This is a genomic window from Erythrobacter sp. NFXS35 (assembly GCF_040148725.1).
GTDB lineage: Bacteria > Pseudomonadota > Alphaproteobacteria > Sphingomonadales > Sphingomonadaceae > Erythrobacter.
In genome coordinates this window covers 1,528,330-1,550,368 of the sequence record NZ_JAGDEB010000001.1, presented here as the reverse complement: position 1 = coordinate 1,550,368, position 22,039 = coordinate 1,528,330, and the positions used below count along the sequence as shown (strand labels likewise).

General features: G+C 65.0%; 26 protein-coding genes and 1 tRNA gene. 18 read left to right on the top strand and 9 right to left on the bottom strand.

Annotated elements, in window-relative coordinates; genetic code table 11:
* Positions 1-36: 36 nt before the first annotated feature.
* The 3 genes from J3454_RS07320 (at position 37) to J3454_RS07310 (ending at position 2,695) form a co-directional block, all read left to right on the top strand.
* Entirely contained in the window at positions 37-750 is a 714-nt protein-coding gene (locus J3454_RS07320) for a TonB family protein (RefSeq protein WP_349513072.1), read from the top strand.
* 95 nt (positions 751-845) lie between these two features.
* Positions 846-1,889: a mannose-1-phosphate guanylyltransferase gene (locus J3454_RS07315; protein ID WP_349513071.1), complete on the top strand. Its 1,044-nt coding sequence runs from the start codon at positions 846-848 to the stop codon at positions 1,887-1,889.
* Entirely contained in the window at positions 1,889-2,695 is an 807-nt protein-coding gene (locus J3454_RS07310) for a class I mannose-6-phosphate isomerase (RefSeq protein WP_349513156.1), read from the top strand. The genes J3454_RS07315 and J3454_RS07310 overlap by 1 nt, the downstream gene beginning before the upstream one ends.
* Before the next feature lie 14 nt (positions 2,696-2,709).
* On the opposite strand, the gene J3454_RS07305 is transcribed toward J3454_RS07310, so the two are convergent.
* From J3454_RS07305 to J3454_RS07295, 3 genes are read right to left on the bottom strand one after another with little or no spacing between them, the layout of a single operon-like run.
* Entirely contained in the window at positions 2,710-3,009 is a 300-nt protein-coding gene (locus tag J3454_RS07305; protein WP_349513070.1) for a polyhydroxyalkanoic acid system family protein, read from the bottom strand.
* A gap of 3 nt (positions 3,010-3,012) precedes the next feature.
* The gene (locus J3454_RS07300; protein ID WP_349513069.1) at positions 3,013-3,843 is read right to left on the bottom strand and encodes a hypothetical protein; all 831 of its coding nucleotides are present in this window, start codon (positions 3,841-3,843) and stop codon (positions 3,013-3,015) included.
* Positions 3,843-5,066 (bottom strand): toxic anion resistance protein, encoded by a 1,224-nt coding sequence (locus tag J3454_RS07295; RefSeq protein WP_349513068.1) that lies wholly within the window; start codon positions 5,064-5,066, stop codon positions 3,843-3,845. The genes J3454_RS07300 and J3454_RS07295 overlap by 1 nt, the downstream gene beginning before the upstream one ends.
* 214 nt (positions 5,067-5,280) lie before the next feature.
* On the opposite strand from J3454_RS07295, the gene J3454_RS07290 reads away from it, so the two are divergent.
* Together J3454_RS07290 and J3454_RS07285 are read left to right on the top strand one after the other, a co-directional pair.
* Positions 5,281-6,924: a TIGR00341 family protein gene (locus tag J3454_RS07290; RefSeq protein WP_349513067.1), complete on the top strand. Its 1,644-nt coding sequence runs from the start codon at positions 5,281-5,283 to the stop codon at positions 6,922-6,924.
* A gap of 334 nt (positions 6,925-7,258) precedes the next feature.
* Positions 7,259-7,798, top strand: coding sequence for a hypothetical protein (locus tag J3454_RS07285; protein WP_349513066.1), 540 nt, complete (start codon positions 7,259-7,261; stop codon positions 7,796-7,798).
* Positions 7,799-8,031: 233 nt separating this feature from the next.
* Here the strand turns inward: J3454_RS07285 and J3454_RS07280 are convergent, their stop codons facing one another.
* Entirely contained in the window at positions 8,032-9,765 is a 1,734-nt protein-coding gene (locus tag J3454_RS07280; RefSeq protein WP_349513065.1) for a fatty acyl-AMP ligase, read from the bottom strand.
* A 142-nt stretch (positions 9,766-9,907) separates the two neighbouring features.
* On the opposite strand from J3454_RS07280, the gene J3454_RS07275 reads away from it, so the two are divergent.
* From J3454_RS07275 to J3454_RS07255, 5 genes are all read left to right on the top strand, one after another.
* Positions 9,908-10,573 carry a RecX family transcriptional regulator gene (locus J3454_RS07275; RefSeq protein ID WP_349513064.1) on the top strand — a complete coding sequence of 222 codons (666 nt, stop codon included), beginning with the start codon at positions 9,908-9,910 and terminating at the stop codon, positions 10,571-10,573.
* On the top strand, positions 10,567-11,097 hold the full coding sequence (locus J3454_RS07270) for a DUF192 domain-containing protein (RefSeq protein WP_349513063.1): 531 nt from the start codon (positions 10,567-10,569) through the stop codon (positions 11,095-11,097). Before J3454_RS07275 ends, J3454_RS07270 begins: the two co-directional genes overlap by 7 nt.
* Before the next feature lie 42 nt (positions 11,098-11,139).
* On the top strand, positions 11,140-11,682 hold the full coding sequence (locus J3454_RS07265) for an MOSC domain-containing protein (protein WP_349513062.1): 543 nt from the start codon (positions 11,140-11,142) through the stop codon (positions 11,680-11,682).
* Between the two features lie 70 nt (positions 11,683-11,752).
* On the top strand, positions 11,753-12,181 hold the full coding sequence (locus tag J3454_RS07260; RefSeq protein WP_349513061.1) for an NADH:ubiquinone oxidoreductase subunit NDUFA12: 429 nt from the start codon (positions 11,753-11,755) through the stop codon (positions 12,179-12,181).
* 8 nt (positions 12,182-12,189) lie between these two features.
* On the top strand, positions 12,190-12,723 hold the full coding sequence (locus J3454_RS07255) for a DUF2155 domain-containing protein (protein ID WP_349513060.1): 534 nt from the start codon (positions 12,190-12,192) through the stop codon (positions 12,721-12,723).
* Here the strand turns inward: J3454_RS07255 and aat are convergent.
* A complete protein-coding gene (gene aat / locus J3454_RS07250) occupies positions 12,639-13,379 on the bottom strand; it encodes a leucyl/phenylalanyl-tRNA--protein transferase (RefSeq protein WP_349513059.1) in 741 nt (246 codons plus the stop codon). The genes J3454_RS07255 and aat overlap by 85 nt on opposite strands.
* A gap of 143 nt (positions 13,380-13,522) precedes the next feature.
* Here aat and J3454_RS07245 point away from each other — a divergent pair.
* A tRNA-Trp gene (locus tag J3454_RS07245) sits at positions 13,523-13,598 on the top strand.
* A 206-nt stretch (positions 13,599-13,804) separates the two neighbouring features.
* Here the strand turns inward: J3454_RS07245 and J3454_RS07240 are convergent.
* Positions 13,805-15,361: an alanine/glycine:cation symporter family protein gene (locus tag J3454_RS07240; RefSeq protein ID WP_349513058.1), complete on the bottom strand. Its 1,557-nt coding sequence runs from the start codon at positions 15,359-15,361 to the stop codon at positions 13,805-13,807.
* Between the two features lie 309 nt (positions 15,362-15,670).
* Here J3454_RS07240 and secE point away from each other — a divergent pair, with 309 nt between their 5' ends.
* The 7 genes from secE (at position 15,671) to J3454_RS07205 (ending at position 19,311) form a co-directional block, all read left to right on the top strand.
* Positions 15,671-15,901 (top strand): preprotein translocase subunit SecE, encoded by a 231-nt coding sequence (gene secE, locus J3454_RS07235; protein WP_296721464.1) that lies wholly within the window; start codon positions 15,671-15,673, stop codon positions 15,899-15,901.
* A 49-nt stretch (positions 15,902-15,950) separates the two neighbouring features.
* The gene (gene nusG, locus J3454_RS07230) at positions 15,951-16,487 is read left to right on the top strand and encodes a transcription termination/antitermination protein NusG (RefSeq protein WP_349513057.1); all 537 of its coding nucleotides are present in this window, start codon (positions 15,951-15,953) and stop codon (positions 16,485-16,487) included.
* Between the two features lie 209 nt (positions 16,488-16,696).
* A complete protein-coding gene (locus J3454_RS07225; protein ID WP_349513056.1) occupies positions 16,697-16,888 on the top strand; it encodes a hypothetical protein in 192 nt (63 codons plus the stop codon).
* A 400-nt stretch (positions 16,889-17,288) separates the two neighbouring features.
* On the top strand, positions 17,289-17,720 hold the full coding sequence (gene rplK / locus J3454_RS07220; RefSeq protein ID WP_296721459.1) for a 50S ribosomal protein L11: 432 nt from the start codon (positions 17,289-17,291) through the stop codon (positions 17,718-17,720).
* A gap of 4 nt (positions 17,721-17,724) precedes the next feature.
* Complete coding sequence (gene rplA / locus J3454_RS07215) at positions 17,725-18,417, top strand: 50S ribosomal protein L1 (protein ID WP_349513055.1); 693 nt, start codon at positions 17,725-17,727, stop codon at positions 18,415-18,417.
* Between the two features lie 276 nt (positions 18,418-18,693).
* Positions 18,694-18,909, top strand: coding sequence for a hypothetical protein (locus tag J3454_RS07210; protein WP_349513054.1), 216 nt, complete (start codon positions 18,694-18,696; stop codon positions 18,907-18,909).
* Between the two features lie 105 nt (positions 18,910-19,014).
* The gene (locus tag J3454_RS07205; RefSeq protein WP_349513053.1) at positions 19,015-19,311 is read left to right on the top strand and encodes a hypothetical protein; all 297 of its coding nucleotides are present in this window, start codon (positions 19,015-19,017) and stop codon (positions 19,309-19,311) included.
* Here the strand turns inward: J3454_RS07205 and J3454_RS07200 are convergent.
* From J3454_RS07200 to J3454_RS07190, 3 genes are all read right to left on the bottom strand, one after another.
* The gene (locus J3454_RS07200; RefSeq protein ID WP_349513052.1) at positions 19,300-20,208 is read right to left on the bottom strand and encodes a GNAT family N-acetyltransferase; all 909 of its coding nucleotides are present in this window, start codon (positions 20,206-20,208) and stop codon (positions 19,300-19,302) included. The genes J3454_RS07205 and J3454_RS07200 overlap by 12 nt on opposite strands.
* Positions 20,209-20,218: 10 nt before the next feature.
* Positions 20,219-21,196: a polysaccharide deacetylase family protein gene (locus J3454_RS07195; protein ID WP_349513051.1), complete on the bottom strand. Its 978-nt coding sequence runs from the start codon at positions 21,194-21,196 to the stop codon at positions 20,219-20,221.
* Positions 21,197-21,262: 66 nt separating this feature from the next.
* Positions 21,263-22,024 (bottom strand): competence/damage-inducible protein A, encoded by a 762-nt coding sequence (locus J3454_RS07190; protein ID WP_349513050.1) that lies wholly within the window; start codon positions 22,022-22,024, stop codon positions 21,263-21,265.
* Between the last annotated feature and the right edge of the window lie 15 nt (positions 22,025-22,039).

The window sequence follows — 22,039 nt, the reverse complement described above, 5'->3', positions numbered from 1 at the left end:
GAAACGGAGGTAATCGCGTTTGATCCGGATGCCAGAATGACGGGGCGCAGCGGCTTCCGGCGCCGCCGTCGCCGTCCCAGCTTGCCGCTGCTGGCGGGCATCGTGCTGCTGCACGTGGCCGGCCTGTACGGTCTCGCCAGCGCGTTTGCGCCCGATTTTACCGCCTCGGTGGAGGGTCGGGTGGTGTCCGCCTTTACTGTCACCGTTACCACGCCGCCCGATCCGCCGCCGCCGGAAAACCAGCCCGAACCCGATGAGGGCGAGCAGGGCGATCCTGGACGCGATGCCGTGCCGCAGCCAACTCCGCCGCGAAACCTGCGCGAGGAACCGCCCCGTCCGCGTGCTTCTTCCACCGGCACCGCCACCCGTTCCGGGGCGACAGAAGCAGGTTCAGGCACCGGGGCCGCGGGCAGCGGGCTGGGCACCGGCAGCGGAAACCGCGGCGGCGGGCAGGGGGGCGTGGCGGTGAGCAAGCCGGTGCACATTTCCGGCAGCATCGACAATGCCCGCGACTTTCCGGTGCCAGCGGGTGGGCGGGGAGCCCGGCAGGGCACCGAAGTGATCGTGCGGGTGATTGTGGGGTCGGACGGACGCGCGCGCGATTGCAGCATATACCGCCCCAGTCCCGACCCTGAGGCCGATCGCCTCACCTGCCAACTGGTCGAGGCGCGGCTGGGTTTCCGTCCGGCGATGGATCGCGAAGGCAACCCGGTCGCCGCGCCGTTCTATTGGCGGCAGCGGTGGTTCTGACCAGCGCGGAGGCAAACGTGGATGGAATAAGTAGCGGTGCAGACTCGTTTCCACACAGTCATCTGATATAGCGGCGCAAATCGAGGAATCTCCAAGTGACAGCCATTCATCCGGTCATTCTGTGCGGCGGCAGCGGCACGCGCCTGTGGCCGCTCAGCCGCAAATCCCTGCCCAAGCCGTTCCTGCCGCTGGTAAGCGATGAAACCCTGTTCGAGCAGGCGGTTCGCCGGGTCGCCGGGGATGAACGCTTTGCCCCGCCGATGGTGGTGGCAGGCGCGGCGCATGGCGATCTGATCATGGCGCAACTGGGCGATGCATCGGCCTCGCGGCTGGTGGTGGAGCCTTGCGCCCGTAACACCGCGCCTGCCATCGCACTCGCCGCGGCGCTGCTGCCGGAAGATGCGGTGATGCTGGTCTGCCCGAGCGATCACCACATTGCCGATGCCGCCGCCTTCCGTTCTGCGGCACTGGCTGCGGCCCAGCTGGCGCGGCAGGATTACCTTGTGTCGTTCGGCATTGCGCCCGACCGACCCGAAACCGGCTATGGCTATCTCGAACGCGGGGAGCCGCTGCCGGGCGGCTATGCCATTGCCCGCTTCGTCGAAAAGCCCGATCTGGCGCGGGCGCAGGAATACCTCGCCAGCGGGCAGTTCAGCTGGAACGGCGGGATTTTCGCCTTTCGCGCAGGCCATCTGCTGGATGAACTCGCCGCCCACCGCCCGGATATGGCGCGGCTGGTGAAGCAGGCGGTGGCCGAGGGCCGCGAAGACGGCGTACGGTTCCTCCCGGCGCCCGCCCCCTTTGCCGCGATCGAAGGGGATTCGATTGATTATGCGGTGATGGAAAACACCGCCCGCGCCGCGATGGTGCCCGCCAGCATGGGCTGGTCCGACATCGGCAATTGGGCCGCGCTTGCCGATGCGCTGGCGGACGCGGCGGACGTGCACGGCAATGTCGCGCGCGGCGGGACAGTCAATCTCGATCAATGCAGCGGTGTCTTCGCGCAGACCGATGGCCCGTGCATCTCTGCGGTAGGGCTGAAGGACGTAAGCATCATCGTGTCCGGCAACGAGGTGCTGGTCACCACCCGCGAAGGCGCGCAGCGCGTCGGCAAGCTTCCGGGCGCGGTGAACCAATGATGACGGCAGCGCGCCAGCTTCCCACCCGCATGGTCGCCAAGGTTTGGGGCCGCGAGCATCTGCCTGCCCCCTTCGCGGCGCCGCCAGGCGAGCGGATCGGCGAAATCTGGTTCGAACCGCCGCCCGAATTGCCGCAGGTGCTGGTCAAATACCTGTTCACCTCGGAAAAGCTTTCGGTGCAGGTCCATCCCTCCGATGCCGAGGCGCAGCCGGATGAGGGGGGCAAGGAGGAATGCTGGTTGGTGCTCGATGCCGAACCCGATGCGCGGTTGGCCATCGGCTTCGAACGCGCCGTGACGCCGGAGGAGATCGAAGCGGCGGCGCGGGACGGGACGATCGAGCGCCTGCTGACCTGGCACCCGGCCAGCGCCGGCGACCTGTTCTATCTGCCAGCGGGCACCGTTCATGCGATCGGCCCCGGTCTGTCGCTGGTCGAAGTACAGCAGAACAGCGACACCACCTTCCGCCTGTATGATTATGGCCGCCCGCGCGAACTGCATCTCGAACGCGGGCTGGCTGTGGCGCAGGGTGTGCCTTATGCCGCCGAACATCGCGGAAGCGTGGCAACGCGCGGGCAGGTGCTGGTCGATGGGCCGCATTTCCGGCTCGGCCGGGTCGAAGGCAAGCCCGATGCTGCGACCCACGCCGCCTTTTCAGGCGCGCTGTTGGCGCTGCCGCTGGCCGGCGAAGTGGCATCGCAGGATGGCGCGGCGCGGGCCGGGGCGGGGGAATGCCTGTTTGCGGGAAGCCTCGACAGCCTCGATTTCAGCGGGGCCGAAGTGACATTACTGGTGCGGGCGGCATAGCCTCTGCCAGTGGATCAGGGGGTGAGCAGGCGCTGGCCTTCCTTTGTCACCGCATGTTCGAGCGGGCCGCGCATCACGCTCAGCAGCATCGGCAGGTCCATTTCGATCACCACCTCGTGATCGCCCACGTCGACTCCGCCGGGGATGGTGAAGCCCATCACCTCGGCGGCGATGTCCATCCGGTCTTCGCTGCTCCATGTGGTGGTGACGGTGGCCAGACCCGGAGGAAAGAACCCAGCGATTTCATCGGCATGGGCGCGCATCCGGCGGCGGACTTCCTCGCGGGTGAGATCATGGGCCAAGGTGACGCGCATCGCTCAGCGTTCCTGCTTCGACTTGGGTGCGGCTGCAAAATCGGGCGAAAAATCGGGCAGGGGCACGCCGGTGTCCGGCGCGGTTTCGCGCATGTCCTCAAGCGCTTCGGCGCCGCCATAGCGGTATTCGAGATAACGGCTCTTGATCGCCAGATCATCCAGCGCACCTTCGGCCAGCCGCCGCGTGACGCGGTCGACCTCGCCCGAAAGCTTGGAGAGGCTGTCGGACAGACGTTCGTCAGCGGTCTTGCCCGCGTGTTCTTCCTTGCGCAGGTGCGCGGGAATCTTGCGGTAGTTGTCGATCGTTTCGGGGATATATTCGCCCACCAGCTCGCGCACTTCACCCATCGCCGGATGCGCGGCATCAATGGTGCGCAATTGAAGGCCGAGCGCATCGAGCTGCACGCCCAACTGGTCGACGATCCCCTGCGCCGGCGGCGGCAGGGCAGGGCGCTGCGCCTCCAGCCACAATTCCGCGCGGGCTACCATTTGCGCCGGATTGCCGAGCGTAAGTTCGGCGCGCTTGGGCACCTTGACCTTGGGAAAAATCCCGAGGACGCCGACAGCAACCACGGTGGCAAGCAGCGTGGCCATCAAGCCCCAGAACAGCAGTGGCCCGACCACCGCACTGAAAATGCCCGCCCCGATCCAGATTGCCACCACCGCCATCGCGATGTTGCGCACCCGTTTCAGCAGGCTCTTCATCTTGAGTTCTGCCGAACCCTTGCCGATGCTGCGCGGGCCGGGCCGGTGCGTCCCGCCATCGCGCTGGACCGCGAGGCTGGTTTTCGCCTCACGCAGGATACGGTCGGATTCGCGGGTCGTGTCGGGCATCACTTATCCAGTGCGAGCAACGATGGCGTTTGCGAGGCGACCTTGGCCTGTGCCTGCGCCTGCCCTTCGGCGCGGGCGATGTAGCCCTTCGACTTCTCGACTTCGGCGGACAGCGTCGTGACCGTCTGCTTCATCGAATCGAGTGCACGCACCTTGAAATTATCAACCTCGTCCATCGTGTCATAGATGTTCTGGAACGCGCGTTGCAGCGTCTCCAGCGGGATTGTGCTGGATGCTGCCTGTTCGTGGATTTGCGCGGTCTGTTCGCGCAGCAGCGTGCTGGTCGAATCGATAATATCGCTGGTGGTCTGGTTCAGCGCGGTGATCTGGCCCAGCACCAACCGCTGATTGGTCATCGCTTGCGCCACCGTGACCGCCGTGCGCAGCGCGCCGACGGTGGTGGTGCTGGCGCGGTCGACGCCCTTCACCAGTTCGACATTGTTCTTCTTGACCAGATCGAGCGCAAGATAGCCCTGCACGCTCACCGCCATCTGGGTCAGCAAGTCCTGCGTGCGCTGGCGGACATAGAACAGCGCGGATTCGCGCAGCGCCTTGGCCTTGGCCGGATCGCTGCTGTCGAGTTCAAGCGCCTTCGCCTCCAGCCGCGCGTCCAGCGTCTTGGCGATGTGGATCATCTGTTCCAACTCGCCCATCGCCGCCCACAGCTTCTGGCGTTCTGTATCGATCGCGGCGTTATCGAGGTGGAGTTCCTTCTTCCCGCTTTCGAGCCGCTGCAGGATCGAAGAGATATGTCCCTGTGCGCTGGTGTAGCTGTCGAAATAGTTCTTCAGCTTGTTGCCGAACGGGATGATGCCCAGGATCTTGCGCGGGCCGGACAGCTTGCCCTTGCGGCCCGGATCGAGATCCTCGACCGTGCGGCGCAGTTCGGCCAAATCCTTGCCCACCGTGCCATCGCCGTCCATCGCGCGCACCGGACGATCCAGAAATCGGTTCGACATCGCAGATGCGGCGCGGATCTGTTCCTGTCCCATGCGGGTGATCTGATCGACCTTCTCGCCGAACGCCGGCGAATTGGCATCGGCCGAGACCAGATCGTTCACGAAGGCATCGACCTTGGTATCGAGCTTCGATTTCTGTTCGGTGCTGACCGGTACCAGCCCGATCGCCTGTTCGGGCGCGACGTTCGGCACCGGATCGGGCGGAGTGAGCGAAAATTCGCTGGCGGTGGCGGTCGCTGTCGCCGTCTGGGTCTCGGTGCTCATGCCTTTCTCGTGCTCCCTGTCAGCCGGCGCTGTTCGCGCGGGTCGATACCGACTGTATTAGTGATCTAAAACACGCGTTTCAAGTTCGGCTTGCACGCTACTCCGGATCGGCCTCCCGCGTCCATTGCTGTTGCGGTAAAGCGCGGTGCGATTGGCATTTGTCCGTTCCGCAGTTTAGGGCGATGGCGTTGAGGCATTTCATGAAGGCACGCCGATGATCGACACGCCCCGTTCCCAGACCGCACCCCAGCCCGGAGCCGACATCGGCGCCGAGGATGTCGCGCTTGTGCGGGAACGCGACGACGATGCCAACAGCAGGCCGGATGAAGCATCGCCGGGCGCCGCCCGCTCCGGTTCTACAGAAACCGCCAATGTCCAATCCTCGCTGAGCGAGCTGATCGAATTCGTCCGCACGCGGTGGGTGGAAAAGGTCGTCGGCCAGGTCGATCAGGCCGAAGTGATCGAGCGGCGGCGCGAGGATGGGTCACTATCCGAACGATACTTGTTCATGACCGCGATGAGCGGCGGGATCGCGGTGCTCGGCCTGCTTTTGTCCTCGCCTGCGGTGGTGATCGGGGCGATGCTGTTGTCGCCGTTGATGGGGCCGATCATGGGGCTGGGCTTCGCGCTCGCCATCGGGGACTGGGACTGGATCAAGCAATGCGCACGCACCCTGCTGCTGGGTAGCCTGATGGCGGTGCTGCTGTGCGGCGCGCTGGTCTATCTGTCGCCGATCCAGACCATCACCGAAGAAATCGCCGCGCGCACGCGGCCCAACCTGTTCGACCTGTTCGTGGCGCTGTTTTCCGCGCTTGCCGGTGCCTATGCGATGATCCGCGGGCGCGAAGGCACGATTGTCGGCGTGGCGATCGCCACCGCCTTGATGCCGCCGCTGGCGGTGGTCGGCTTCGGCCTTGCGACCTTCAACTGGACGGTGTTTTCCGGATCGCTGCTGCTGTTCGTCACCAACCTGCTGACCATCGCGCTGACAGCCTTCGTGATGGCCAAGCTCTATGGATTCCGCAACTCGCTGAGCGCGCGCAACACCATGTTCCAGAACGTCGCCTTGCTGACGGTGTTCATGGGGCTGGCCGTGCCGCTGGGCTTTTCGCTGCAACAGATCGCGTGGGAAACCAATGCCCAGCGGATCGTCAGCGATGCCATTCGCGAGCGGTTCGATGGCCCTGCGCAGCTCGATGCGTTGCAGATCGATTTCTCGTCCGCGCCGCTGAACGTCAGTGCGATCATGTTCACGCCGGTGATCCGGCCCGACGCCGAAAGCGAGATCACCCGCGCGCTTACCAATCGGCTGGGCCGCCCTGTGGCGTTGACCCTTACCCAGACGCAGACCGAGACCGGGGCGGGCGCGGCCCAGCGGGCGCAGCTTTCCGCGACCCGTGCGCGCGAGGCCGCCGCCGCCAACGAGCGCTTGACGGCGCTTGCCACCCGCCTCTCGCTCGCTTCCGGGGTGCCCGAGAACGACGTGCTGATCGACCGAAGCCGCCGCCGGGCACTGGTGCGATCACGGCGGCTGGGCGATGCCGGACTGGATGCCTATCGCACGCTTGAACAGCGGATCGCCGTGACCGAGCCGGAATGGACGATCGAACTGATCCCGCCCAGAGCCGCGCTTCCGGAGACCATCCCGTTCGGCGAGGACGGACCCAACGCGCAAGGTAACGAGGCATTGGCGGTGATCGCCTGGGCAGCGCAGCGGCTTGACCGCGGCGTGGTGCTGACCGGCGATCCCGAGGAGGGCGAGCGCGCCGCCGAACTGCTGCGCGAACAGGGCGCGCGCGTGGCCGTGCGGGGCGGCTCGGGAACGCTGCGCGCAGGGTGGGCGGCAGAGGAAGAGTAGCCTTGGCCCGTAATCCTATCCGCACCCGGCGGTTGCCTTGTCAGCTCTGCTGAATTTCTGGAAGAACCTGCCGCTCGGGTTGCGACCTCACAGCGGACTCCCGACAGGCTCGGCCGATCTCTCCAGTTAAAGGTCGAAATGTGCGAAGCAGCTGAAGAATAAGAGGGTTTTCGTGTGCTCGCGTCGCCGACAGGGATGCGATGCATTTAAAGATTCTTAACTTTTGCCCTGCACCAAGCGGCCTCGATGGCAGGCAAGTTGGTGAAAGCAAATGGTTAAGACTCCGAACAGGCTTTTTGAAGACACCTGCGGTACGGCTGCGACTGAGTACGCATTGCTAACCGCATTGATCGCACTCGGCGCAATCGGCGCGCTCAGCGCGCTGGGAATCACAACGACAGATACGTTCTCGGCCGCCGCAGCCAGCATGGCCGATCCGGGTGGCAGCCCAGGCGAGAGCGACGGAAGCGGTGGCGGCGGTGGCGGCGGTAGCGGCGGTAGCGGCGGCGGCGGCGGCGGCGGTGGTGGCGGTGGCGACGATAGCGGTGGCAACGGCAACGGCAACGGCAACGGCAACGGCAACGGCAACGGCAACGGCAACGGCAGCGGCAGCGGCAGCGGCAGCGGCAGCGGCAGCGGCAGCGGCAACGGCAGCGGCAACGGCAGCGGCAACGGCAGCGGCAACGGCAACGGTAACGGTAACGGTAACGGTAACGGTAACGGTAACGGTAACGGTAACGGTAACGGTAACGGTAACGGTAACGGTAACGGCAACGGCAACGGCAATGACAATGGCAGCGGCGACGATGACGATGACGATGATAAGGAAGGCAACGGCAAGGGCAGAGGCAAAGGCAAGGGCGACAACCGGTAACCTCTTGCTTAGGCCGACCTCTTGAACCTGCTCGGCGCACGGAGATCACCCGGTCCGAGGATGCTGCGCTCTCACCTGCGGGCTATGTTTCCGCTCCTCACCCGATACCAGCCATTCACGCTTTGAAGCGCAGCGCTCCAAAGCGGACGATCAGGTGGGGGTTCTTGCGTGAACCCGGATCCGGCAAAGCGTAGGCGGCTCGCCCTTGCGCCGGGCCTGCTGCCCGCCCGCCTTCAGGCCGCCAGCTGGATCGGTACGATCTCGCCCGCCAAGTACAGCTTCTTCGCCTTGGCGCGGCTGAGCTTGCCTGACGACGTGCGTGGCAGGGTGCGCGGGGGGACCAGTTCGACGATGCAGCTCATGCCGGTAACCGAACGCACCTTGTCGGCGATCTGTTCGCGCAGTTTGATCCGTTCGACCGGATCGGACACGCGGCAATGCACCAGTACGGCGGGCGCTTCCTCGCCGTTCTCCATCTCGATCGAGAAGGCGGCGATATCGCCGTGGTTGAAACCGGGCAGCTGTTCCACCGCCCATTCGATATCCTGCGGCCAGTGGTTCTTGCCGTTGATGATGATCATGTCCTTCGCCCGTCCGACGATGAACAGATAGCCATTGGCGGTGTAGCCCATGTCCCCGGTGTCGAGCCAATTGTCGACCAGGCAATCGGTGGTCGCTTCGGCATTGCGGAAATAGGAGTGCATCACGCTGGGCCCGCGGCACCAGACCTTGCCGATCTGGTGATCGCTGCGGCTGTGGCCATCCTCTCCGCGGATCGCGACTTCCATGTCGGGCAGCGCCTTGCCGCAATTGACGATGGCGCGGTAGCGGGCCGGACGCGACAGATCGCGCGGGGCGCCCGACAGGCGTTCCTCCTCGACCAGTTCGACCCGGATGCCTTCGCCCGGCGGCATCACCGTCACCGCCAGCACCGCTTCGGCCAAACCATAGGACGGGGTGAAGGACGATGCCTTGAACCCCGCAGGCGCGAACGCATTGACGAAGCTCTGCATCACGTCCGGGCGGATCATGTCCGCGCCGTTGCCCGCAATCCGCCAGCGCGACAGGTCGAAGCGTTCGGCGACCTGGCTCTGGCTGGAAATGCGGCGCGCGCAGATATCGTAGCCGAAGGTCGGCGAATAGGAGAGCGTGTTGCCCGGATTGCGGCTAATCATATCGAGCCACGCCAGCGGACGGCGGGCGAAGGCATCGGGCTTCAGGTAATCGCCCGACACCTGATTGGCGATCAGCGACAATAGGCACCCGACCAGCCCCATGTCGTGATACCACGGCAGCCAGCTGACGCAGCGGTCATTCTCGCCCAGTTCCATGGTGGTGGAATGGCCGTACAGATTGTGCAGCAGCGCCTTATGGGTCACCGCCACGCCGGTCGGGAAACGGGTCGATCCGCTGGAATATTGCAGATAGCAGATATCCTCCGGGCTGGCGGCGGGCAGGGCGACGTCGGGCGCTTCGCGGGCAGCGAAATCCTGCCAGCTTTCCGCGCTGCAACCCTGCCGCGCGGCGGCAGCCTCGGCCATTTCAGTGATTTCGGCGGGGTAGAGCAGCAGCTTGGGGTCGCAGCTCACCAGTTGCACCGCCAGCTGGTCGATAAAGTTTTCCTTGCCGCCGAAGCTGGTCGGCAGCGGCAGTGGCACCGGCCACGCCCCGGCATAGACGCAGGCGCAGAACAATGCGGCGAATTCCGCCCCGGTCTCTGCGATCAGCGCGACGCGGTCTTCCTTGCCGATTCCGGCTGCGACCAGACGGCGTGCCATCGCCAGGGCATCCTCGCGCATTTCGGCATAGGGGTACACCCGCGCCAGTTCGCCTCGCATGTCGTGGAAGTTAAGCCCCTTGCGGCTCTTCGCGGCATAGTCGATCGCATCGTTGAACGTGGCGAACTGCGCGCGAATCCGCGGCAGATCGCAATCATTCGGCGTCGGCGTCAAAACGGCGTCGGTCATAGTTTATCGCGATACCCGTAAGTTGCGGCGCTTATCGAGGGAATTCTCCTGCTGCGCTCTGGCATTGCCCCGTTGTGCCGGGCATAATCCGGCCCTGTCCAGCTATCCGCATTGATAAGGAAAGTGGCACGAATAAGGCGAAATGGTTTCAGGTAAAGCGAATTCGTCATCCCGCGGTAGTGATGCCGCAGGGGATCGCCCTCGCCGGGAACGGGGCGAAAAGCGCGTCAAGCCGCCGCTGGACGAGCGCGCCTTGCGCGACCTGGCGCTGTCCTATGCCGCGCGTTTCGCCAGCACCGGGGCGCGGCTGGAGGCCTATCTGCTGCGCAAATTGAGAGAGCGCGGCACCGCCACGGATGCGGATGGACGGGACGTGCGGATCGATATTCCGGCGCTGGTCGCCCGGCTGGTCGAACTCGGATATGTCGATGATGCCGCCTATGCCCGCGCACGGGCGCGCGATCTTGGCGCAAGGGGATACGGCGCCCGGCGCGTCGAACAGGCGCTGTGGGCGGCCGGCGTCGATGAAGGCATCCGGCAAGACACCGCCCCCGGCGAGAGCGCGAGCCGCAAGGCCGCCGCGCTGATGGCGCAGAAAAAACGGATCGGCCCGTGGGGCGCCGGACGCGAGGTCAGCAGCGATCCGCTGGCGCGGCGCAAGGCGCACGAAAAAGCCGTTGCAGCAATGCTGCGCGCAGGCCACCAGTACGATCATGTGCGTTTCATCCTTGCCGCAAGCCGGGAGGAGGATGTCGCGCAATGGCTGGATGAAGCCGCGGACGAAGAAGGGATCGAAGACACATGGTAAGGCGCATGATCAGGCAGGCACTGGTGGTCGGAGTGATCGCAATGGGGCCGCTGGCGGCATGTTCGCCGGGCGAAGTCACCGCGGCACGGGCGCAGACACCGGCTGCCGCAACGAGCGCGGAGGTCGCGCGCCACCCGGTGTCCGGGCTTCAGGTGATCGATCTGACGGTGATGCGCGGCGACAAACGCCTGCCGTTCAGGGTCGAACTCGCTGACAGTCCGCAGGCGCAGGCGAAGGGGCTGATGTTCCGCACCGAACTCGGCGATTTCGAAGGGATGATCTTTCCCTCCGCAGTGCTGGAGCCGCGCAGCTTCTGGATGAAGAACACGCCGCTGTCGCTCGATATCATCTTCATCGGACCTGACGGACGGATCACCAATATCGCGGCCAATACCGTGCCCTATTCGCTCGATTCGGTGTCATCATCGGGGGTGGCCGCCGCGGTGCTCGAACTGCGTGCCGGGCGGGCGGCGGAACTGGGCATCGTGCCGGGGGATCGGGTAACTTACGCCCTGCCGAGGTAGCGCCGACCATTGCGCGCACTTGCCCGTCGAAAAGAGGCTCCGATGTCCGCTCACGTTATCGCGGTATCCAGAGACGCCTGCCACAATTTCTCCAAGCAGGTCGTCTCCGTAATCGACATCGTGGCCGGATTGGGCGTTGCAGGCGACGCGCACAGCGGGGTTACGGTCAAGCATCGTTCGCGAATCAAGGTCGATCCGTCGCAGCCGAATTTGCGTCAGGTGCATCTCATTCACAGCGAACTTTTCGATGAGCTTAGCGCGCGTGGCTTTCTTGTCAGGCCGGGCGATCTCGGCGAAAACATCACCACCAGCGGAATTGACCTGCTCAGCCTGCCTCGCGGTGCTATTCTGCGGATCGGCGGGTCTGTGCGACTGCAAGTGACCGGATTGCGGAACCCGTGCGCGCAGATCGACAACTTCCAGTCCGGCTTGCTAGCCGCTGTGCTTGATCGGGGCACTGACGGAACGCTGATTCGCAAGTCAGGCATCATGGCTATTGCTCTGGACGGCGGCCCCGTTCGTTCCGGCAATGCAATCGCGGTCGAGTTCCCTGGCCTACCATTCCTACCGCTAGAGCGAGTTTAGCGGCGGCTTCCACTCTGTCCCATCATCTTCCTTCTTGGCGGTACGAGCGGTTTGGGGTAGGCGCGCGCTCATGGGAATCCTCGCAAAAATATTCACCTGGTGGGACGGTGCCACCATCGGCACGCACCTCTGGGCCAGCCGCGCGGGCGGCGAGCATGTCGGCACCGATGCCGCGGGTAACAAATATTACCGTGCCAAGGCGCAGGGCGGGGCGAACAACGGCTCCTACACCCAACGCGGAAAGCGCTGGGTGATCTACGCCGGCGTCAATGATGCCAGCTGCGTGCCATCCGAATGGCACGGCTGGCTGCACGGCACCTATGACGAAGTGCCCGAAAGCCACTTGCCCCCGCCCAAGGTGTGGGAAGTGGATTATACCCCCAACGCAACCGGTACCGCGCAGGCCTATTTCCCCCAAGGCGCGTTGGAGCGCGGCGGCAAGCGCGCCCGCGCTGTGGGCGATTACGAGGCCTGGACGCCCGGCAGCACCGAGGGCTGACGCACGCCATGCGGCTTTCGTTTCCTGCCGCGCCGCTGGTCTGCGCTCTCGTGCTCGCTCTGGCTGCGTGCGACGGCGCGGGTGAAGCCGAAACTGCGAATGTCCCGCTGGACGATGCAGCGCCGACCGCCGCAGGGTCACCAGCCCCTGCCGAGGACGCGGCCAGCGACGATGGCGCAACCCCGATGGATCAGCGGATCGCGACGCTGGGCCTGCTCAACAAACGCAACAATGTCGCGCAGGACATCATCCTGAAGCCGGGTGAGAGCGCCGAGTTCGGCCCGGTGATCGTTCGCCTGTCCGCGTGCGAGCGCACTGCGCCGTGGGAACTGCCGCAGGAAACGGGCGCATTCGTGCAGGTCGACATTCAGGAGCGCGGCGCCAGCCAGCATGCCCGGGTGTTCTCCGGCTGGCTGTTCCGCGAATCGCCCAGCCTCAACGTGGTCGAACACCCGGTCTATGATGTATGGGTCAAGGATTGCGCGATGCGCTGGCCTGGCGAGGACGCGGCGGTTGGGCCCTCTGCTTCACCGACTCCATAATCTGTCCCTTCGCTGAAATACCGCCATGCCGTGCCGAGGCTTGTGGCCGGGCGCCCATGCGCCAGATCGACCCGGCGGCGATAATCGCGCTGCGGGATTTCGGTCGCCCCCATGGTGCGCAGATGTTCGGTCATGAACTGGCAATCGAGCAGCGCAAATCCGGCCTGCCGCAGCAGCGCCACCAGCCATGCCAGCGCCACCTTGCTGGCATTGGGCGCGCGGCTGAACATGCTCTCTCCGCAGAACACCCGGTCGAAACTGACTCCGTAGAGCCCGCCCGCCAGTTCGCTCTGGCCGCTGGCTCCTTCCACCCAGCATTCGACCGAATGGGCGTGGCCGGCGCGGTGCAGGCCGATATAGCTGTGCACGATGCGTTCGCTGATCCAGGTTTCGGGATGATCGGGGCGCGGCTCGGCGCAGGCGCGGACGACCTGTTCGAAGGCGCGATCGAGCGTCACGGTGAAGCGATCGGTCCGCAGCACCTTGCGCAGGGATTTGGAGATATGCAGGCCGTCCAGCGGCAGAATCGCCCGCTCGCGCGGCTCGACCCAGAACACCTCGGTATCCTCACGCCGGTCGGCCATCGGGAAAATCCCGCTGCGATAGGCGAGCAGCAAGGTTTCGACCGGGATCGGAGGGCGCAGGGGAGCGTGCATGGCAGCGCTGCACAATACATGCGTCTGGCGCGCGATGCCAGCGCGCAGAGGCCTGAAGGTCAGTCCTTTGCGATCGGGCCGGCCTGCAAAGAGGATTGCCTATCCTCGGAGGCTTCGATAAAGGGCGCCTTCCAACGCGCTGCAGGGGTGTAGCTCAGTTGGTAGAGCATCGGTCTCCAAAACCGAGGGCCTGCGGTTCGAGTCCGCACACCCCTGCCAATTTTTCGCCGCATGAACCGCCCTCCGCCGGTTCGCCCTCCCGGCTGATCCTTCATTTCGGGTCTTTGTGTTCCGCACGCCATCCGGCGCGCGAAATCCTCACTCACGCTGGCTGAGCCAGCGTCGCTGCGGGCGGGCGCCACAAGGCTTTGGCGCCCTTGTGCCGCCTGTGGCGTCGATCACCACTGACCAAGCACGAACGCCCGCTATTCCGCCGGTTCTGCAGCCGCGTCGCCGGCAAAATCCTTGCCGGCTGTGCGATTCCCGCGGGACAGCGCGAACACCACGCCCGACAGCATCAGCAGGGCGAGCAGGTTGGGCAGGGCCATCGCCGCGTTGGAGATGTCGCCAAGCCGCCAGACCAGCTGCGAAGGCTGGGTCGCGCCGACATAGATGCCTGCGCACCACAGCACCCGCCAGCCGATATGCAGCGCCTTTTCGCCGCGGCGGCTCGCGCCGGGGATGCGGTCATACAGGAAGGTGATCGCGCGTTCGCCGTAATAGCTCCACGTCAGCAGCGTGGTGAACACGAACAGGATCAGCGCGACCGAAGCGACCAGCGTGCCCAGCGGGATGCCCGCGATCGGGAACGGGAACGCCGCGGCAAACGCGCCGGATGTCGTCACGAACCCGCTCATCGCAGTGGTGCCGAGATCGGACTGCCACACGTGTTCGACGCTCTGTCCCTGATAGGCGAAGTCGCCCTGCACCGTCAGGATCACCAGCGCGGTCATGGTGCAGATGATGATGGTATCGATGAAGGTGCCCATCATCGCCATGCGGCCCTGCAGTTCGGGATCGTCGGTCTGGGCGACGGCATGGGCCATCGCGGTCGAACCCTGACCCGCCTCGTTCGAGAACAGCCCGCGCGCCACCCCGGCGCGCAGCGCGAGGATCAGCGCCGCGCCTGCGAACCCGCCGCTGGCGCTCTGGAAATTGAACGCGCCGGTAAAGATGCGGCTGAAGGTTTCGGGCAGGTCGCCGAAGTTCAACGCCAATGCCACCAGCGCCATGACGATGTAGGTCGCCGCCATGAACGGGACGACCTTTTCCGCGACAGTGCCGATCGACTTGATCCCGCCGATGATGACGATGAACACCGCCACCGCCACCACCGCGCCGCCGAACCAGCGTTCCCAACCGAACAATTCGTTCAGCCCGCTGGCGACTTCGTTGGCCTGGATCGAATTGCCGGTGACCAGCGCGGAAAACAGCGTGCCGATGCAGAACACCACCGCCAGCCACGTCCACTTCGGGCCGAGGCCCATCATGATGTAGGTCATCGGTCCGCCGCGATACACGCCATCCGCAGTGCGTTCACGGTAACGGATCGCAAGGCTTCCTTCCGCAAAGGCCAAGGCCATGCCGAACAGCGCGGTGATCCACATCCAGAAGATCGCGCCCGGCCCGCCCAGCGCGATCGCGGTGGCGACCCCCGCCAGATTGCCGGTGCCGACCTGCCCCGACAGCGCGGTGGAGAGCGCGGCAAAGGGGCTGATCTCGCCCGCGCCCGAACCCTTGCGGCTGGCGAACAGTCCGGCAAAGGCGCTGCCCAGCTTGACGATCGGATAGAACCTCAGGCCGACCATGATCCACAGGCCGATGCCCAGCAGGATGATCGTCATCGGCGGGATCGACTGACCATCGATCGACAGCCACCACAATGGCTTCCCGTCCCAGGTGCCCGCCCAGATAAAGTCCGAGACATTGGTGACGGGCGCGACCAGCCGCTCCCCCAGCGACATCGTGCTGCCTGCTGCCATGTTGATGTGATCCCCGAAGTTGCGGCCTCATGCAAACCTGTTGCTGGAGCCATGATGTGTCAGGGCGTGCACGCTAGTGCGGCGCTTTCGCCTTGCCTAGTCCTGCCGTCCGGCTTTTCCGCCATCGGCGCGCCGCCTGATGCATGCGAGCATCATCTTGCATTTGCTGTGCACCGGACGTAAAGGAGCGCGGTCTTCCCGACATCGGCGATCATCCAGCCCCTCCGAGACCTTGTCCCGGACGGCGCGGCCCCCTACCTGAAAGCCGACCGGCGAAGACGCAGGCACTACCGAAGGAACGAGGCTCAGATGGCCGAGCAGAAGAATGTGACCGAAGAAAAGAAGCGCAAGACCTCGGTGGCGGAATTCGTCAACCAGGTGCGTGCCGAAACCGCGAAGATCGTGTGGCCGACCCGCGACGAGACGGTGCGCACGGCGATCTTCGTGTTCATCTTCATGGTGATCCTGTCGCTGTTCTTCCTCGCCATCGACAGCGCCTTTGCGGCGCTGGTGGGCGCAGCGATCGGCCTGCTGAAGTAATTCGCGCCCGTTCAGGGCTGCCCGTCAGACGTCATTCCAAGGACAATCCATGGCTCGCTGGTACATCATTCACGCTTATTCCGGGTTCGAGAACAAGGTTCGCGACGCGATCATTTCCGAGGCCGAACGGCTGGGCCTGTCCGAAGGGGTCGAGGAAGTGCAGGTCCCGACCGAGACCATCACCGAGGTCAAGCGCGGCAAGAAGGTGCAGGTCGAACGCAAGTTCATGCCCGGTTATGTGCTGGCCAAGCTGAACATGACCGATGATGTCTATCACCTGGTCAAGAACACCCCCAAGGTCACCGGTTTCCTGGGCTCGGGCAACAAGCCGCAGCCGATTTCGGAAAAAGAAGCCTCGCGCTATTTCGGCGGCGTCGCCGAAGCCCAGTCCGCGCCCAAGCGCGAAATCAGCGTCGATTATGAGATCGGCGATTCGGTCAAGGTATTGGATGGCCCTTTCGCCAGCTTCAACGGCATCGTGGAAGAACTCGATTTCGACAAGGCTAAGGTCAAGGTCGGCGTGTCGATCTTCGGCCGCGCCACCCCGGTCGAGCTGGACTTCGAACAGGTCGAATTGTCGAAGTAGTGGTTGCGCACCCGCCTCCGCGGGTGCGTCCTCGGCGAGTGCTTGTAGCCCTATCGGTTCAGCCTGTGGCTGTGCTTCGCGTCCGCTACTTGAGGGCGGGTTTCCTCCGCTACGCTCCGCTCCTACGGGCGCCTGCGGCTCGTGCGCGTGCGCTCGCGGCCTCTGGCGAGGCCGGTTCAGCGCGAATATCGATGCCCTAACGGCAGGTCATGAAAACCAGCCTCGGCATCTGTCAGCGCAAGCGCCGCTTCGCCACTCGCGACGAGGCCGATGCGGTGGCCCTGCGGGCCGACACAACCTTGCGCGCTTACAAGTGCACCTTGTGCCGCGCATTCCACCTCACCAGCCGCACCAAGGGCCTGCGTCCGCCCGTCCCGCAGCCGAAGCCGCCCGGCGAATGAGCCATCGGCTTGCTGCCGCCCGGCGCGCAGCAGCCGTTTCCTACACCACCGGGCCAAGCTAGGCCTGATCCCTGTCCTCTCCCGCCGCTGCGCATTCCCCCATTGGCCCACTCTCTCGCCACCTCCTGCAGAATCCACGTGCGGTGAGGGCGGTTTTCCTGTTCCTGGACAGTGTCTCATGTGTCTCCTGCTTCAGCTCGCAGGCGCGAAAGCTGAACGGCGATCAGGCAGAGCAGCCTTGCATTCCGCCTGCAAACCGCTATGCGCGCGCCTTCGCTGAACCTCGGGTGCAGCGATTCCGTGCGGGAGCCCCTGCAATGCACGAAGCAGGGGCGTTTGACCGCTCAACATGAGCCCCGGTCGAAAGAACGGGGCAATAGTGCGACAGGAGTAAGGCCTCATGGCCAAGAAAATCGAAGGCTATATCAAGTTGCAGGTGCCCGCGGGCTCCGCAACGCCCTCGCCCCCGATCGGCCCGGCACTGGGTCAGCGCGGCGTGAACATCATGGAATTCTGCAAGGCATTCAACGCCTCGACGCAGGAAATGGAAAAGGGCATGCCGATCCCGACCGTGATCACGGTCTATGCGGATCGCTCGTTCACCTTCATCACCAAGACCCCGCCGGCGTCCTACTTCCTGAAGAAGGCGGCTGGCCTGAAATCGGGCTCGAAGGAGCCCAGCAAGATTTCGGCCGGAACCATCAAGCAGTCGCAGATCAAGGAAATCGCGGAAGCCAAGATGGCCGATCTGAACGCGAACGACATTGATCAGGCGATGAAGATCATCGCAGGCAGCGCCCGTTCGATGGGCCTCGAAGTGGTGGAGGGCTAATCCGATGGTGAAGATTTCCAAGCAGGCCAAGGAAATGGCCAATCTCGATCGCGAGAAGCTCTATTCGGTTGAGGAAGCGCTGGCCACTCTGCGCCAGTTCAAGCGCAAGTTCGACGAAACCGTCGAAGTCGCGATGAACCTCGGCGTCGATCCGCGTCACGCCGATCAGATGGTGCGCGGCATGGTGTCGCTGCCGTCGGGCACCGGCAAGGACGTGCGCGTTGCAGTGTTCGCGCGCGGCGACAACGCTGAAAAGGCGCTGGCTGCCGGGGCTGACAAGGTCGGCGCGGAAGACCTGATGGAAGACATGATGGCGGGCAATCTCGATTACGACCGCGTGATCGCATCGCCCGACATGATGGGCATTGTCGGCCGTCTGGGCAAGACGCTCGGCCCCAAGGGGCTGATGCCGAACCCCAAGCTGGGCACGGTGACCCCGAATGTCGAACAGGCGGTGAAGGATGCCAAGGCCGGCCAGGTCGAATTCCGCGTGGAAAAGCAGGGCATCATCCATTCGGGCATCGGCAGGCTGAGCTTTTCCGATGATGCGCTGAAGGCCAACTTCAAGGCGCTGACCGAAGCGGTGGTCAAGGCCAAGCCGAGCGGGTCCAAGGGCAAGTATGTCCGCAAGATCTCGCTCACTTCGTCGATGGGCCCGGGCCTCAAGGTCGACCTCGGCGAAGTCGAAGGGGCATAATCTGTTGCGCCTCAGGCGCCGGCGGGGCCGTCCGGCCCCTTGGCTACCGCGCCATTAGGCGCGGCGGCCAGTCGGCCTTGCGATCCCTGCGGGATCGAGAGGCGCGTCGGTTGATCTGAGCACTTTCCTACAGCGCCTCTGATGAGGCAACTGGGGGCCGGATGCCGTGTGCATCCGGCCCCTTTTGCGTCGGGCGGCGGCGGGGCCGCGACGGGTGGTCGACAACCGGGGATCATGCGCGCGCCCTCTCGCGTTGATCAAGGGAAGGAGTAAACCATGACCAAAGCCGCTGTCATCGTCGTCGTGCTCGTGATCCTCGTCGCGGTTTATCTCACCGATTCGCGGCTGGCGCCTCCGGTCGGTGCTGGCCTGCTGCTTATTGCGATCATCTACGGGTGGCTTGCCAATCGCCGCGCCGGTCGCGCCAATCTGCGCAAGGCCGAGGAAGCGGCCCACCGCCAACGCGAGGAGCGCGCGCGCAAGAATAGCTGAGGGGGCCAAATGTCCCATTGATTTTCCTGAACTGTGTCACCATCTTAGGTGTCAAGGCGTGCTCCCCGGCATCCTCTCCCGGCGCGCCTGAAAAAGGACAATCGAATGGGCGCTTCCCCCGACGACGGGTCGTTTCTCGATCCCAAGTGGTTTGTGATCGGCTTTGCCGTCGCCGCATTTGCGCTGATCCTGCATTACGATCTCCGCCTTGGTCTGGCCGTGGGCTCGCTGCTCGGCGTTTTTGCTGCGCTGTGGCTGTATCTGGCGCTGCGGTTCGGTCTGCTGGGCGGATCGCCCCCTTCCGAACGGCGGGCAATGCAGGAGCGGTTTCGTAAGCAGGGCAGCAATCGCCGCCATGCTGCCGACAGTGATCCGAATCGCGATCCGCGCTCAGGCGCGTAAGGCTGCACGTATCCGGCCGAGCGCGCCGGATTTCCCGGCAAGCGCCTTGGCCTGCGCCACACCCCCATCGAAGGCTCCGCGCGATGCGAGCAGGGCGCGATTGGCCAGCGTCGGGCGCAGCAGCATCACGCTCGTGCACGCCGCGCTGTGGGTGCCGAACATGGCCTTGTGTGCGCCTTCGCCTTCGGTGAAGTCGAACCAGCGATAGCGCCTTTGCGCAAACAGCACCTCCAACGCGTCCATCTGCAGCACCGTGCCGGGTGACAGGCGGGCTTGATCGGGATCGTATCCGAGATGGGCATAGACCAGCGTATCGCCCACGACCGGCAGTGACAGATAGGCGATCGGCTGCCCGCCTGCGTGCAGCATAAAGGCGCGCATCCGGTCGTCCTCCGCCGCTTCCAGCATGGCGCGGCGGACGGCGGGAGTGTCGGGCAGGCCGGCATCGAGCAACCGGGCCTGATAGGTGCGCGCCGACAAGGGCAGGGCGGCGGCCAGAAAGGCCTCGATCTCGGCCGGGGTGCGATGTTCGGTGATGAAATAGCCGCCGGTCTCTTCGCTCAGCTTGCGCGCCTTGCGTCTGAGGGTCGAGCGGGTCTTGGCGGAGAACCGCGCGAGGTAATCGGCGAAGCTTTGCTCCATGTCGATATAGTGGCGCCGGTAATCCTGCCGCCCACCAGCGACGAAGCTGGGATAGCGGGCGGCGAGTTCGGCCAGCCGTTCGGTCGGGGCGGATAGCACGCGCAAGCCGTCGGGGCCGGGGGCCGGGGGATCGGGCAAGCTGCGCGCGAGCACCTGTTCGAGGCTGAAGCTCCAGGTGGCAAGGCTGCGCGGGATCACGGCCAAGCGCCGCGCGCCGATGGTGAAATCGATCCCGACCTGACGCACCTCTGCCATCGCCGCCCCCTTAGAGCGCGCCGTAGAGCGAGTTCGAGACGATCTGCTCGGCCAGCCGCATGCCGGTGCGCATCGGACTGACGGGGAGCGGCTGACTGCTGCCGCCAAGCGCCGAGAGTGGTGGCGGGTTGTCCGCGAAGGTGGCGGTATCGACCCCGCGCATGGCAGCGAGCGCGCGAACCAGTCCGGTGAAGCGGCGGCGGACGATGCGATTCACCGCCATCCGGCGGCGATTGATGAGTTCGAAGGAGTGGCTGACCAGCGTGAAGCTTTCGCGTCCGGTGTCGCGGGCATGGCGGATCGCGGCGAGCATTTCAGCAAGCGTCAGGGCGGTGATCTGGGCGTGGCGCTGCCCGCCGCCAATGGTGCCGATGGAGCCGGCCGGGATTTCGATGACGCCCTGATGCAGCACGGGATCGCGGTCTTCCGGGCTGAGGCTGATCCGGCACGCTCCGTCCGTGAGCGCAGGGCAGTGGCTGGAATCATAGGCAAGGCCGATTGCGGCCAGCGCTCGCAGCGTATCGTCGTTGGCGCCGTAATTGCCCGCGCGAAACGCCACCGGCGCGGGCGCGCCTGCCGCCATCAGGGTCGTGCGAGCGAAGTCGAGGACTTGGCACTGCTCGTCGAACGGAAAATCGGCGATGTTGCGGCCGGTCCGTTGCGAACGCAGCGGATTGGCGGCGCCTGCCAGTTCGAGCCATTCGGTGTGGCAATGCAACTGCACGTCCTGCCCGCCAGCGATGATCGGACCGACGACGTCCTCGATTGCCGCCACGCCCCACACCAGCGCCGGCATGGGGTCGACAAAGAACACCGCTTTCTGGCCGTATTCGTTCAGCAGCGCGATCTTGTGCGTGATACCCGCAGGGCCTTGGGGTGTGATGCAGGCGATCGACCGGGCGTAGTTTTCCGCCCGGTCCGCCCGTCCCGGCCCGGTATAAAGACCCGAGGAATACTCGGTATCGATGGTTATGTAGACGCGGGTCATGGCCGCAAAGCCCATAAAGGCAAAGGGTTAAGGGCCCGTGATGATGTCTCCTGAACGACCCGAAGGTCAGATCCCGCCGGGCGTGACCTCGCGCCCGCTGGTGACAAGCCCATCGGTAAGGCTGTCGCAGCAGCGTCTGAGATCTTCGGCGCTGGTGGATCGCACCACGAAATTGGCGCCCACCCGGCCTTCGCGGAAGAACGGGTAGGAGCCGATCTGGCAGGTGTCATGCGCCGCTTCGACCTGCCGGAGCAGGTCGGCGATCTCGCTTTCGGCGACCCAGCAGCCGATGGTCTCGGTCAGCAGCGGCGCGCCGCCTTCGAGCTGGCCGGTTAGCGCATCGAGCATCCCGGCGGTGATGTGCGGCACGCCCGCCATCAGGAACAGGTTGCCGCGCCTGATGCCGGGCGCTCCGGACATGCGGTTGGGGATCAGTTCCGATCCTTCGGGCACCCGCGCCATCCGCAGACGGCCTTCGTTGAGCCCGCCCTTGGTCGCGTAGTAGTTTTCAAGCAGCGCGCGCGCTTCGGGATGGATGACGACCGGCACGCCCAAGGCGGCGGCGACGGCATCCACGGTGATGTCGTCATGGGTGGGGCCGATCCCGCCAGTGGTGAACAGATAGTCGTTGCCGGCCCGCAATTCGTTCACCGCCGCGACGATCCGCGCCTCGACATCGGGCACCACTCGCACCTCGGCAAGGCGGATGCCCTGCACCTGCAGCCAGCTTGCCACCTGCGCGATGTTCTTGTCCTGCGTGCGGCCGGAGAGGATTTCATCGCCGATCACCACAAGCGCGGCGGTCCAGATCTTTTCGGGAGAGGTCATGCCAAGGGGATTAGG